This is a genomic window from Sphingopyxis sp. EU05-FHT14B03 (assembly GCF_058790875.1).
The window spans coordinates 421,074-434,322 of the sequence record NZ_JBYTDC010000002.1; the positions used below are offsets into that span (position 1 = coordinate 421,074).

11 protein-coding genes and 1 tRNA gene are annotated in these 13,249 nt (G+C 64.8%); 5 read left to right on the forward strand and 7 right to left on the reverse strand.

Annotated features, from left to right (window positions below; all coding sequences use genetic code 11):
• Positions 1 to 50 precede the first annotated feature (50 nt).
• The 4 genes from ppdK (at position 51) to AC3WS4_RS11110 (ending at position 3,955) form a co-directional block, all read left to right on the forward strand.
• Positions 51 to 2,714, forward strand: coding sequence for a pyruvate, phosphate dikinase (gene ppdK / locus AC3WS4_RS11095; protein ID WP_187140754.1), 2,664 nt, complete (start codon positions 51 to 53; stop codon positions 2,712 to 2,714).
• A gap of 15 nt (positions 2,715 to 2,729) precedes the next feature.
• A complete protein-coding gene (locus AC3WS4_RS11100) occupies positions 2,730 to 3,305 on the forward strand; it encodes a DUF1214 domain-containing protein (RefSeq protein ID WP_492738761.1) in 576 nt (191 codons plus the stop codon).
• Between the two features lies 1 nt (position 3,306).
• Positions 3,307 to 3,834, forward strand: coding sequence for a DUF1254 domain-containing protein (locus AC3WS4_RS11105; protein WP_492738758.1), 528 nt, complete (start codon positions 3,307 to 3,309; stop codon positions 3,832 to 3,834).
• Between the two features lie 44 nt (positions 3,835 to 3,878).
• Positions 3,879 to 3,955, forward strand: a tRNA-Arg gene (locus tag AC3WS4_RS11110).
• Positions 3,956 to 4,181: 226 nt separating this feature from the next.
• On the opposite strand, the gene AC3WS4_RS11115 is transcribed toward AC3WS4_RS11110, so the two are convergent.
• Both AC3WS4_RS11115 and AC3WS4_RS11120 read right to left on the reverse strand, forming a co-directional pair.
• Positions 4,182 to 4,370, reverse strand: coding sequence for a DUF6961 family protein (locus AC3WS4_RS11115; RefSeq protein WP_492738756.1), 189 nt, complete (start codon positions 4,368 to 4,370; stop codon positions 4,182 to 4,184).
• Positions 4,367 to 4,984, reverse strand: coding sequence for a hypothetical protein (locus AC3WS4_RS11120; RefSeq protein WP_492738753.1), 618 nt, complete (start codon positions 4,982 to 4,984; stop codon positions 4,367 to 4,369). Before AC3WS4_RS11120 ends, AC3WS4_RS11115 begins: the two co-directional genes overlap by 4 nt.
• Positions 4,985 to 5,052: 68 nt before the next feature.
• Between AC3WS4_RS11120 and AC3WS4_RS11125 the strand changes: the two genes are divergently transcribed.
• The gene (locus AC3WS4_RS11125; RefSeq protein ID WP_492738749.1) at positions 5,053 to 5,232 is read left to right on the forward strand and encodes a hypothetical protein; all 180 of its coding nucleotides are present in this window, start codon (positions 5,053 to 5,055) and stop codon (positions 5,230 to 5,232) included.
• A 3-nt stretch (positions 5,233 to 5,235) separates the two neighbouring features.
• Here the strand turns inward: AC3WS4_RS11125 and AC3WS4_RS11130 are convergent, their stop codons facing one another.
• The 5 genes from AC3WS4_RS11130 to AC3WS4_RS11150 form a co-directional block, all read right to left on the reverse strand.
• Positions 5,236 to 10,254: a thermonuclease family protein gene (locus AC3WS4_RS11130; protein ID WP_492738747.1), complete on the reverse strand. Its 5,019-nt coding sequence runs from the start codon at positions 10,252 to 10,254 to the stop codon at positions 5,236 to 5,238.
• Positions 10,251 to 11,396 (reverse strand): hypothetical protein, encoded by a 1,146-nt coding sequence (locus tag AC3WS4_RS11135; protein ID WP_492738745.1) that lies wholly within the window; start codon positions 11,394 to 11,396, stop codon positions 10,251 to 10,253. Before AC3WS4_RS11135 ends, AC3WS4_RS11130 begins: the two co-directional genes overlap by 4 nt.
• 59 nt (positions 11,397 to 11,455) lie before the next feature.
• Positions 11,456 to 11,941, reverse strand: coding sequence for a hypothetical protein (locus AC3WS4_RS11140; RefSeq protein WP_492738743.1), 486 nt, complete (start codon positions 11,939 to 11,941; stop codon positions 11,456 to 11,458).
• A 530-nt stretch (positions 11,942 to 12,471) separates the two neighbouring features.
• Positions 12,472 to 12,888, reverse strand: a complete 417-nt coding sequence (locus AC3WS4_RS11145; RefSeq protein ID WP_492738741.1) for a hypothetical protein — start codon at positions 12,886 to 12,888, stop codon at positions 12,472 to 12,474.
• Positions 12,889 to 12,955: 67 nt separating this feature from the next.
• Positions 12,956 to 13,174 carry a hypothetical protein gene (locus tag AC3WS4_RS11150; protein ID WP_492738739.1) on the reverse strand — a complete coding sequence of 73 codons (219 nt, stop codon included), beginning with the start codon at positions 13,172 to 13,174 and terminating at the stop codon, positions 12,956 to 12,958.
• Between the last annotated feature and the right edge of the window lie 75 nt (positions 13,175 to 13,249).

Consider the following 13,249-nt stretch of genomic DNA (forward strand, 5'->3'; position numbering starts at 1 on the left):
TGCATAACTATCCAGCCGCAACCTCCTCCCCGGGGCAGCAGGAGCATATGATGACGAAGATGGTGCATTTGTTCGGCGGCGCGGCCACCACGGCCGAGCGCTCGAAGGAATTGCTTGGCGGCAAGGGGTCTAACCTCGCCGAAATGGCCTCGATCGGCCTGCCGGTTCCCCCGGGCTTTACGATCACCACCGACGTCTGCACCGCCTATTACGCCAATGGCGAACAATTTCCGGCCGGGCTGGTCGAGGATGTCGCCGCGGGCATCGCGCATATCGAGGGCATCACGGGCAAGAAATTTGGCGACCCTGCCGATCCGTTGCTCGTCTCGGTCCGCTCGGGCGCGCGCGTTTCAATGCCCGGTATGATGGACACGGTCCTCAACCTCGGCCTCAACGACCGCACCGTCGTCGGCCTCTCCGAAGCCTCGGGCGACCCGCGCTTCGCGTGGGACAGCTATCGCCGCTTCGTCCAGATGTACGCCGACGTCGTCATGGGCCTCGACCATGCCGAGTTTGAGGAAGCGCTGGAAATCGCTAAGGAAGACAAAGGCTTCTACCTCGACACCGAAATGTCGGCCGAGGATTGGCAGGCGCTGGTCAAGGAATATCAGGCGATCGTCGAACGCGAGACCGGCGCGCCGTTCCCGCAAGAACCGAACGACCAGCTGTGGGGCGCGGTCGGCGCCGTCTTCGCGAGCTGGGAAAGCGACCGCGCAAAAGTCTATCGCCGCCTGAACTCGATCCCCGCCGAATGGGGCACCGCGGTCAATGTGCAGGCGATGGTGTTCGGCAATATGGGCGACACCTCGGCAACGGGTGTGGCGTTCACGCGCGACCCCGCCACCGGCGAGCGCGCCTGGTACGGCGAATGGCTGATCAACGCGCAGGGCGAGGACGTTGTCGCGGGCATCCGCACGCCGCAATATCTGACGCTCGCCGCGCGCGAGCGGGCGGGCGCCAAGCCGCTGTCGATGGAAGAGGCGATGCCCGAGACCTTCGGCGAGCTCGGCCGCGTCTTCGACACGCTCGAAACCCATTACCGCGACATGCAGGACATCGAGTTCACCGTCGAACGCGGGACGCTTTGGATGCTCCAGACGCGCAGCGGCAAGCGCACCGCCAAGGCGGCGCTCAAGATCGCGGTCGACATGGCGGCCGAGGGGCTGATTTCCGAGGAAGAAGCCGTCGGTCGCGTCGATCCGGGCGCGCTCGACCAGCTCTTGCACCCGACGCTCGACCCCAAGGCCGTGCGCGACGTGCTGACCAAGGGGCTGCCCGCCAGCCCCGGCGCGGCATCGGGCAAGATCATGTTCGACGCCGACAGTGCGGAGAAAGCCGCGGGCATGGGTGAGGCGGTAATCCTCGTCCGCGTCGAAACCAGCCCCGAGGACATCCACGGCATGCACGCCGCCAAGGGCATTTTGACCGCGCGCGGCGGGATGACCAGCCATGCAGCGGTCGTCGCGCGCGGTATGGGCCGCCCCTGTGTCTCTGGCGCGGGCGGGCTGTCGATCGACGGCAACGCGCGTGTGCTGCGCGTCGGCGGGCGCGAACTGCGCGAGGGTGATATCCTGACCCTCGACGGCTCGACCGGCGAGGTGATGGCGGGCGAGGTTCCGACGCTGCTGCCCGAACTGGTCGGCGATTTCGGCACCCTGATGGTGTGGGCCGACAAGGTCCGCCGCATGAAGGTGCGCGCCAACGCCGAAACGCCCCAGGATGCGCAGGTCGCGCGCGATTTCGGCGCCGAGGGCATCGGGCTGTGCCGCACCGAACATATGTTCTTCGACGCCGCCCGCATCACCGCGGTGCGCGAGATGATCCTGGCCGAGAATGAGGCGGGCCGCCGCACCGCGCTCGCGAAACTGTTGCCCGAACAGCGCGCCGACTTCGCCGGGATATTCCAGGTAATGGCCGGGCTGCCGGTGACGATCCGCCTGCTCGACCCGCCGCTGCACGAATTCCTGCCGACGCGCGAGGAGGATTTCGCCGATGTCGCCGCCGCCGCCGGCGTTGGGATCGAGGCGCTCAAGGCGCGCGCGAACGAACTCCATGAATTCAACCCGATGCTCGGCCATCGCGGCTGCCGCCTCGGCGTCACCTATCCCGAAATCTACGAGATGCAGGCGCGCGCGATCTTCGAGGCGGCGTGCGACGTCGCCGCCGAAACCGGCGCGGCGCCGATCCCCGAGGTGATGATCCCGCTGGTCGCGACGCGCCGCGAATTCGACCTGATGAAGGCGGTCGTCGACGCGCAGGCGAAGGCTGTGTTCGCCGAAAAGGGGCGCGAGATCGCCTATCTGGTCGGCACGATGATCGAGCTGCCGCGCGCCGCACTGATGGCGGGTGAGATCGCCGAGACGGCGGAGTTCTTCAGCTTCGGCACCAACGACCTCACCCAGACGACGATCGGCATCAGCCGCGACGATGCGGGCCGCTTCCTGACCCAATATGTCGACAAGGGCATCTTCCTGACCGACCCGTTCGTCAGCCTCGATGTCGAGGGGGTCGGCCAGCTGATCGAGATCGCGGCCGACCGCGGCCGCAAGACGCGCCCGAACGTCAAGCTCGGCATCTGCGGCGAGCATGGCGGCGACGCACCGAGCATCCATTTCTGCGAAGCGACCGGCCTCGACTATGTCAGCGCCTCGCCTTACCGTGTGCCCATTGCCCGTCTGGCGGCCGCGCAGGCGGCGTTGAAAAAGGGCAAATAGCCGGGAAGGGCGCGCATGAAGAGCTGGCACCGCTATGCGATCACTTTGGTGGGCGGATTGGCGGTGGGGCTTGGCGGCGCCTGGGCGCTCACTAATGGCGGGCTCGGCGACGGCGGGATCCGCAACGGCCCGTGGTCGACCTCGCTCGGTTACGGGACCAAGGCGACCGACCCGCTGACGCGCGCGATGGTCGCGCGCTCGGGGCTGCTCGCGCTGCCCGCGAAGGAAACCGTCTACTGGCTTGCCAAGACCGACGCGAGCGGCGCGGCGCTCGACGGCAATTGCCGCTACAGCCTGTCGGGCAAGCCGCTCGACGCGCGCTGGTGGAGCGTCACCGTCTATGATGCCGAAGGCTATCTGGTCGACAATCCGGGCCGGGTCTGGTCGGTCAACGGCGCCAATGTCGCGCTAGATGCCAAGGGCGAATGGAGCGTCAGCATTTCGCCCGACAAGCCGCAGGACGCCGCCTGGCTGCCCGGTATCAAGGGGCAACCCTTCCAGCTGACCCTGCGCATGTACAACCCCGGCCCCGCTTTTCGCGCCGATCCCGTCAAGGCGATGCTTCCGCGCATCGTGAAGGAGGGCTGCTGAGATGCGGAACTGGCTCGGACCCCTCCTTTTCGGCCTGCTCGTCGCGGCGGCGACGGCATGGGCCGCGATTCTCTACATCCCCTATGGCCTGATGAATGTCGCGATGGACCGGCTGGGGCAGGGCGGGGTGAACACCATGTCCTACGGCAATCTCGCGACGCCCGAACGCCAACCGGTCGTGCGGCCCAGTCCCGACCTTGCCTATTCGAGCTGTCCCTATGATCTGTCGGGCGGACCGGTGGCGATCGACGTCACTCCGGTGGCGGGCCGCTACAGTTCGCTCAGCCTGTTCGACGCGGCGACCGACGTCATCTTTGTCCGCAACGATCTGGAAGCCGGCGGCAAGCCCTATCGAATCATTGTCGCGCGCGAAGGGCAGGCGGTGCCTGTGGGCGCGGAGATCGTGCGCACCGCCCATGACCGGGGCATCGCCCTGATCCGCCTGCTGCTCAGGGAGCCGGGCGAAATCGCCGGTCTCGACGCGGCGCGGCACCAGTCGTCCTGCTCCGTGGTCACAAAGCTGAAATAGGGGGTTGCGCCCCCGCACGCTCCCCCTTAAAGGCGCGTCTCCACGCACCCGTAGCTCAGCTGGATAGAGCATCAGACTACGAATCTGAGGGTCGGACGTTCGAATCGTTCCGGGTGCGCCAGCTTTTCCTAGGCTCTCCAAGTTTCGGCTTGGGGAGCCTTTTGCTTCTGGCAATCATATAGCAATCTGGCGGGGCTATTTCGCATAGGGTCGCACTGCCGATGCTCAACGGTCATTGTCATAGGCATATGATGCCGAAAACAGCCCCGGCGGTAACCTACAAAACCTACGAAACCCCCTTGGCCACTGCGGCCCGGTGCGCCGTGCAGTTAGCGCGCATAGCGCAGTTAGGTCGGAGAGCCGCCGTCGAGCAGTTGATCCAGCTTGTCAGCAACTGCCCGCCAGCGTTCGACCCCGGCCATGTCCCCGGCAGTCGCCAGCGTCGCGACGCGTTCAGCGATGAAGGCCACAGCGCCGTCGCCGTGTTCGCGCTCGACCAGAAGCGCACAGGCCCACAGTTCCCGCTCAGGGGTCACCAGCCGGGGCGGCGGGCGCTTTGGACCATCGCCACCGTCAACACGGTTGCCACCGTTGCTGTCAGCGCGAACGGGGCCAGCATGGCCTTTATGCCGTCCGCCAGCGACCAGCCCAGCAGTAGCACGCAGACGGACAGGATGACGAACCCGAGTTGCGCGGCCAAGGTCAGGAGGGGGGCAAGGCTATCCCGATCCTCTTTGCTCGCGAGGTATGCCCACACGCCGGACGCCATGCCATAGGCCCACAGCCAGACCGGGATGACGTTCTCAGGAGTTGCGCGCCGGTCGAACCATATGAAGAACGCGACACCCCACGCGATGACAACGCCGTAGGTCCACACGCTGGACAGGATCAGCAAGGGCCAGCCCAGCGCTTTATTGCCGCGCTCCAACGAGGCGACGGCGCCGCCAGCCACCAACATTCCCGGCATCAGCAAAAGGCTCGCGGCCATAGCCCCGGCAAACAGCACAGCCATCCCAAACAGGAAGATGCCCCACTCGCCTAGAACCATCAGCCATATCCCGCCGACGACCCCGCCCACTAGGTTGAGGATAGCCAGCGGGAACGAAACCATACCGAACAGCGCCAGTATCCATTCGAACAACTTGGTCATATCATACCCCCCCCATACTCCCGCGAGGGATGACAGCACGACAGAGCAAAAAGCGCAATGGAGGCAGTATGCCGCGAACATTCGAAGCGAGGGCCGACGACGGCACAATCTACCAGATCACCGACACGAAGAGCCATGCCAACGAGCTTGGCGAACTGTTCACCGCCGATGGTGGCAGGGTCAACTACATCGACGAGGACACTTTCCAGATTGTCGCGACTAAGGAGATTGTGAAGCGCATTGATTAGCGCTCACTGGTCCAAGGTGAAGCCGGGAGGAAGCGCATCGACCTCGAACCCCGGCGGCAAGTCCGGGGCAGCGCCACGGCGCCCCACCGGGAAGGCCGGGGGCATCGCTTCACCGGTCAGGACGTTGGCCTTGCCCGCCTTCCGCGCTGCGGTCATCACCTTGCCCACGGCCTCCGCCTTGTCCTCTTGGCTCATGGCCCGGTATTGGGGCGAGGCGAACAAATCGCCCAGCCACTTGCGGGCGGTCGGGCCGACAGCCGCTTGCAGGCGGTCGTACTGCTCGGGGGTTAGGCCCTTCTTCTGAGGGGCTGATATGGTGGCATCGACCCGCAAGACTTCCTTGGTGATTGGGTCGTTGCGTGCGCTTCTCGTCCAGATCGGGGACAGGATGTCAGGACCGACGCCGCCTTCGTTGACCAGCGGGGCGCCCCACACGTCCCTTACAGGCAGCAGGCTATCAGACAGACCGGGGATGCGGTTTTGGATTGCGCTAGCAATATCCGGCGTCTGACGGGCCACAGGGTCTACTGCGCGGGCCGTCTGAGCAACGCCGGTCGGCACGGTGGCTGAGCCTGCAAGGCGTTCAAAGAAGGTGCTTGCATGGCGGTCGGGATCATCTGCCGCCAATATCATCGATGAAATCCCCGAAAGCCAGGTCTTGTCCTTTAGGTTTCCGACAATCGCGCCAAAGACATTTGCGGCCTGATGGTCGAGCTGCTTTTCCGTCATGCCCTCGCTCAGCGTCACCATATCTGCTGCGGCGCCGATGGTCAGGGCGAACGGATCAAGGCGCTTATAGCTGTAGTAGGTGTCACCGATCTTGACGCTATAGGGCTGCCAGCCGTCCGCTTCCATCAGGCGGCGCTTGTTGTCGTCGGGCGGTGGCGAGCCGGTGATTCGACCCTTGCCAGCCATTTCGGCAAAGACCGCCCCCATGCCGGAACCCACCATGATCTTTGCAATAGCAAGGTCGCGCTTGGCGCCCCCGGCTGCGAAGTCTTTCCGAAATTCGCGCATCAGGGGAGCGGCGGGGGACCGCTCAAGGAAGAACTTGAACAGGTTGGTAGGGGTACGGACGAACGGCAAGATAAGCTTGAGGATCGGCATTTCGTTGGTTGCCGCCGAGACCTTGGACGCGAGGGGGCCGAGCTTCGCCTGAAAGGTCGCATACCGCCCATAGTCCAACGCCGACAGCATCATGTCATCGGTGGGGTTGACCGTCAGTTCGGCAATGCGGTCCTTTGCTTCCTGCCCCTTCAATCCCTCCTTGCTGGCCTTACGAACCGCGAGGCCGTTCAATTCCATGCGGCGGGCGATACCCTTGAACAGTTCATCCTCTGCGGTCAGGAAGCGCGAGGGGATGCGGACAACCTCGCCCTTGAGGCCGCTAATCGCCTTCTGCCCCTGATGCTCCATCTTGGTAACAAAGTCCGATGGCTCGCCAGTGCGCAGGGCAGTGGCGAACATGCGCATTCCTTCCTTGGTCCCCTGTATCAGGCCAATGGTGCGTGCGCCGACTTCCCCGAGCAATACCCGGTCGGCTGCATCACGGCGGAGAGCCCTTCGCGCCGACCCGACACCAGCAGCGACCGCGTGTTCGGGAATCTGCGCAAGGCTGGTCAGCGTGTTGGAGAGCATGTTGACCGCGTGCGTTTGCGGACCGCTCAGGAGGAAGTTGTACCACAGCTCCACCGCTTTATCTTTGAAGCCCGGTTTGTTCGCCTTCTCGATAAATCGGTTCATGTTCGCCGGGTCGCGTGCAAGATCAATGATCGCCTCTGCGGCCTCCTTGATGCGGGTGGGTCCGCCACCTGCGTTGACGAGGCTTTCCAGCACCCGCCCCGGAATGTCGCGGCTGTCGGCGACCATGCGGAAGGCTGAGAGGGCGCGGCCCGCTTCCGCCGTCATGCCGGAAACTTGCTCTTGGATTGCGGCGTGGCGGACGAACGCCTTGCGAAAGGCTGCCATTGCCTCTGAGCCGGGATCGTCGCCCATGGCGTGTAGGCGCTTCGCCATGTTGGTCAGTTCGTTGGTGGACTTCCCGAGGATGGCGCGGGCGGCATAGGCTTCTTCTGCGCTGAACGCCTGCCCCTTGCGGCGGGCGAGCAAGTCGTCGGCGGTCATCCCGAGGTCTTGGGCAAGGGCCTGCGTCTCGGTAAAGCTGATCTTGCCGCGCTTGGCAGCATCGAATCCGCCGGCCACATTGTCCGCGATCTTGAGCGCCTGCCCAATGTCCTGCGGCGTATCGAGCTTATCGACCCTGATGTTGCCGACCTTGGACACCACCGCGTTATTCCAGTCGTCATAGGCCGACGCTGGCGGGGTGTTCGCGATCATGTCGTCAAGGCTGGCTGGCTGGCCCATGTCGTTGACCAGCGGGGCGCCGTCCTGTTGCGCCTTCTCGACGTCCCAGCGGGTTTGCCGTGCGCCCTCGAATGCGTCGATCTCGTCGAAGTCGTCAGGATGGAACAGGCGGCGGGTTCCGCTCTGCGTCTCCGAAAGCGCTTGGACAAACTCGTCAACGGTCGGACGCTGGTAATGGTCGGGGAAGTACCCCGCCTCCCATGCCCGCAAGGCCATGTCGTCGAGCGTAGAACCGGCCTCGTCATCAACGAGGTTGCCGAGGCGCTTTTCGGCCTGCGTGAAGTCGAGATTGCGCGGCTCGTTGTCGATACCCGCGTGTCGCAGCTCGCCCCGCCAGTCGGCAACGCCGCCGTGCGACCGGACGAAGCCCACAAGATCAATCGGGCCTTTGCGGGGGATCATGTTTTCAGGATTGGAGCGCGAGGGGAAATGGCGGGTTTCCAGAGCGTCGCGCTCGCGGGGAGCCTTCACCTCAGGGTAAAGCCCTTTGCCGATCGCTGCGGCCTCACCGACTGAACCAACCTCGTTCGCGGGGCGCGGCAGGAGGTCGCCCGGTTGGACGCGGGCAGACGCAGCGTTCATCATCGCTTCTGTGGGGCCGTCGAGCAGGCGAGTTGTCCGGTTGGCGTTGATGTCGATTACATCCGGGACGCGGGGCGACGACAGCGAAGGCAGCGCATTCGGCGCATCCATGTTGGCTACCGCTGCCCGATAATCGTCAGGGGTCAGGGTGTGACCCTCTGCCATCGCAGACTGGCGGACAGGCCCCATGTCAGTCATGCGGGTTAGGTCTAAGCCATCTTCCGGCAATTCAACGTGGTTGGGGTCCATGCCTTCAATGCGCGAACGCGGCACGTCGGTGTAAAAGACGTCGCCAGAATTGCGCCATGCAAACCCGGCTGCCTTTTCGGGGTCGTCCGTAAAATACAGCTTTCCGGCTGTGTTGTTCTCGCTGTTGCGCGGTGCAGTGCGCGATCCTTCCCCGCGATAAAGCCTGACCATATCGTCACCAGCCGGGGCGGGGTCGAGCGTGAACCCCGGCGGCAGTTCGGGCGCATCATTGGCGACAGCCGACGAGAGGGAACCGGGTGCCATGTCAGCACCGCGACCCGTCATCTTCGTCCAGCCGCGCGACACCAGCGGCGCGGCGGCCTGTAGCGTCTTGCCAAGAGCGACCGTACCCGTCGCACCAGCCAGAGCCGGGACAGGGACGTTTGCAAGGCGCTGCATCAAGGAGCCATCGCCAGAACCGAACCCGTAGGCCCCGCCCCATGCGCCGCCGACCTTCGCCAAGCCCGAGGCGCTCCGAACACCGCCACCGAAAGGGATTGCGATGCCGCTGGCGAGTTGCCCACCGAACCGGGCATAGGGGTGGTTCGTCTCGTCATAGTCGATGATCGCGCGATTTTGACGCGTGTTGTTGTCGTAGATGTCTCCGAAAGAGCGGTCGCTGTTCCAGATGTTTTCCCGGTAGTCGGTGCCGCCGAGCGTATCGGCCACCGCGCCCCATTCATCAATGAACCCGATGGGATCGCCGAAACCGCGACCAGCAGCACCGAAAGCTCCATCGCCCGGGTTGATGATCGGGATAGGGATGTTCGGATTCTCACCCCGAGCGCGGGCTGCGAAAAACTCCTTCACGTCGCGGGGGTCGAAGGTCAGGCCGTTGGTGTTCGCGAACTGCGCTAGCGTTTCCTCATCGGCCTTGGGGTCTTTCAGCAGGGCGCCGTAGCTTTCCCGAACCTCAGGGCGCAGACCAGCAAAGCCGTTGTCCATTTTGAAGTCGCGCAGGGTCGCGGCATCCCATGACGAATAGTCGATGTTGCCGCTGTAGCGGTCCCCTTTGCGGATTGCGGCGATAAATTCGGGGCTGGCGGTCATGGCCCCAGCGGGGCGACCCTTGCCGCGCCAGTAGGTATCAATATCCGCCTGGCTGAAATTCGGATTACCCGCTTGGCTGGCGAAGAACCTCCCATAGTCCTCTGTCTCGGCATCCGTGAGGCGCTGAAACTCGGGGCGAAGCTCGGGGAGGTCGTTGGTAAACTCAATGCTTTCGCCGGGGCGCAGCTTCACATGACCGCGCCGGAACATCCGGTCGGCCTCAGGCGAGAGGTGTTCGGTGCCATGAGCGCCTTGCAGGTTCAGGCGTCCGAGGCGTTCCCCCTCCATGTAGAGCGCGCGGCGCGCGGGGTCCGTCTTAAGATACTCAGGAGCGGCCAGAGCCGTACCCTGCCGCAGCATCGGCAAGGCGGGGTCAGTGGGGCCGCTGCCGAGCGTCACGACAGGGCGCCCGTAGGTTTGCTTGCCGGTGGACCATACCGGCTGCGATGGACGGATATAGGCCGACAGGGCGGCTGCCGACGCATCGCCGAGGTTGATGGGCGCCTGACCGGGGCGATAGCCCATCTGGCCCTTCTCGAAAGCATCCACCCCCAACAGGCGGGCGTTGCGCCCGTTGGTCAGGCCGAACGTGTCGCCATCGACAATTCGGCCGGTGGGGTAGAGCGGCGAATTGGGGAGCATGGGAAGCGTCTTGCCCGCCGGGGTGGTGCCGAGGTCCACCACGTCGTCGGCGGGCTGGTACGTATCGAGGCGCGAAGGCTTGCGGGGGCGCTGCGGCGGCGTGTCGAGCGTGAAGCCGGGAGGAAGGCCGCTCACTTGAGCGGCTCCCACTTGCCGCCGCGATAGACCATCTTCGCGCCACCGGGGCCGGTTGCCGTCTGGCCTTCACGGACACCGCCGCCACCACCACGACCGGCAGCAGGCTTGCGGGGCAGCGGGTTGGCCTGCCGATAGGTCGGCGTCTGGCGCAGGGTGCGGCTGTTGCCGAAACGCTGGTCAACCAACGCGGCCCGGTTGCCCTGTCGCACTCCTTCAAGGTCAAGGCGGTTGCCCTGCCGGTGGTCTTCCTCCTCCATGTTGAATTGCGTCGCGGTCGGCCCGCCAGTCCGAAGCACATAGTCTTGCGCGAGCCGGTCATATTCCGGCGTACCGGGTTCGGCGCCCAGCGATCGGGCATAGCGGTCAAAATCTTCGGGCGCCGTGTAGAGCGTTTCCGTTGCCCCGGTGGTCGGATCGTAGCGCACGCGGTCATTGTTGACCGTGAAGTAATCCGGCTTGGCGGCATCGAGGCGCGAGCGCAGGGAGATTTCGGCAAGCTGGCGTTGCTGGTCGGCGCGGGCCTGCCGCTCCCTGTACATCGCGGGGCCGTACACTCCCGGCTGACCGGCGGCACCAAGCAGGCCGTCCCCGACAATCCCCGCGAGCATCCGCCAGTCAAAACCCTTCTTCTTCGGCATGGCGTCCGCTGCCGTGTCGCCAAGGCTCATACCGCCGCGCTGGATCGCGCCGCCGATACCGGCTCCCACGGTGGAGGGCGAAAGGGGCGGAGCGCCGGGGGGCGGGGTAGCAGCGTTTCCGAACATTCCGCGGTTACCGAGGGGACCACCGCGCATCGGCGGTGCCGGGGGAAGGCCCTGCGCATCCAGCGGGGCAACGGTGGCGTTCTGACCGCCCACACCGCTACCGGCGCCAAACCCTTGGCTGGCATAGGGGTCGATCTGTGGGAGGTTGCCGAGCATTTCCGGCCCGAGCTGGTTAGCCCAATCGGCAGGCGGCGGCGGCGCGTCTGTGATCGGCGGGGCAGGCATGGTTGGCTGGACGCCACGGTAGCCACTCGCGCCTTGGTCGGCAGCTTGGGCGCCGTTCCCGAACATTGCGGAGCGACGACGCCGACCGGAACCAAACAGGCCGCGCGGCTGGTTCGGCGGGAAGGCCATAAGGCCGGTGGGATCGAGCATGGCAGCTTCTTGGGGCGTCCGGGGCTGGCGGGCGGTCATCTTTGGGCGATCCTCTCTTGTCAGGCGACGGCTTGGGGAGCGAAGGCGGGCGCCCACAGCGCACGCCAATGCTTCGCGAATTCCATGATTGCGGGGCTGGCTTGGTCGGCCAGTTCGTTGAGCGCCTGCATCAGGTCGGCGCGTTCGGCGTCGCAACTGGCTGGCATGTTTTCCGCCGCCAGTTCGAGCGTCGCGAAGGCTTGTCCGTGCCAGTCTTCCGAGCAGACCGTTTCGCCGCACTCACCGTAGACAGTCGCAAGGTGCGCGCAGTGTTCCGCGAGGACCATCAGCGCGTCGGGCTTACCCTGCGTTGCGGCCATGCGAGCGTAGTTCACCCCGTCGATTGATCCGATGATGTCGTCGGCCTCTCCGCTTACGACTAAGCGGCGGGCCTCAATTGCAAGGCGAAGCTGAGCGTCCGCATCCCCCCGAGCGGCAAGAAGGAGGTCGGCGCGGTTTCGCGCGTCGGCAGGGCTGACGAGGGGTTCGGCACAGGTGGTGGGCATGGTTGGCCTCCCGATTGAGGGGAGGGCTGCGACCGGCAGGAATGTTGAGACACTGGCGGGGTCTTTGCTCGATCCTCAGGGGATCGGTGCCAGTCGCAGCCCGTCCATTGTAGCTAGCACAACTTATCGAAAAAGTCAATCAGTATGGCGTAACTGATCTAGTGAAGCGATTAGAGCGATATGGGCGCGCAGAAAGGCCGCACAGAGCCGAGGGCCGTTTGTGGTAGGTGGGTAGCGCGATGGTCTGGAAACGCGCTCAGCGACTCCCGGCGGGCAGTATCGGTCCTATCTCGAAGTTGGGGGAGCAGAGGCGCCCCAGCGGTACAATGCATATCCGACGCCGCCGAGCAGGATCGGCCCCATTGTCAGCCCGAGCTTGCTATCAGCGAGCAGGGCGATCACCGACCAGGTCGAAAGGCGAGGCCAAGACGCGAGAGGATCGAAATCCCATATCAGCCCGACCCACAGCCAGAGCGCGGCACATGCCACCATCCAGACGATACCGAGGAACATTGCAGCGCGACGCATAGTCAGGCCCTCCGAGCGGACTTGTCGCCGAGGATCGGGGGCGCGTCAAGTTGGCGCCTGGCGCACAGCTTTGCGACTGAGGCCAATGTCAGACGCGGTTGGCAGGTGTTCCGCATCGGAACAGCTGCGCCCACAGTTTCTGCACCGGAAACTCTGCGTTGCCGGTCGGAACGGACTTCTCCCCGCTCGGCATTGCGCTGGACAGTGCGTTCACTCTCGCCGGTTTTGTTGGCAGTGTCGGCGGTGAAGCGGTCTGCCGTTTCGCCAAGTTGGCGAGACGGCGCATTCTGCTTGAGAGTGGCTTCCCGCTTCGTCTCAGGATGCAGCGCCTCGTAAGCCTCTTTCCGGCGAGCGGTGAACAGCGCCTTCTCCGATGATGTGACCGGCTTGACCTGACCAAGGAGCAGCGGGACGAGCATATCCGGCGCTACGCGGAACTGCTCGCCGCTCGGGCTTCGGTAATTTCGACGCAAAATGCTGCGAAATCTATTCCGGCACCGTCACCCCGACGCGACCCGACTTGTGCGAGAAGTCGGCGCCAGCGTCGGCCAGTGCGGAGCGCATCTTGTCGATGGATTCCGGCGCCACAGTCTCGCCCAGCTCGAACCGGGCAACGGTCGCGGTGCCGACACCGGCAGCGGCGGCAAGATCGGACGCGCGCCAGCCAAGGCCAGAGCGCGCCATGCGGGATTGTTTAGCGTTCATGGTGATAATTCTTATATCAGATGGGCGGTTGACGCAATGGTTACTAGCTGATAAATCATATATCACCAAGGCCAG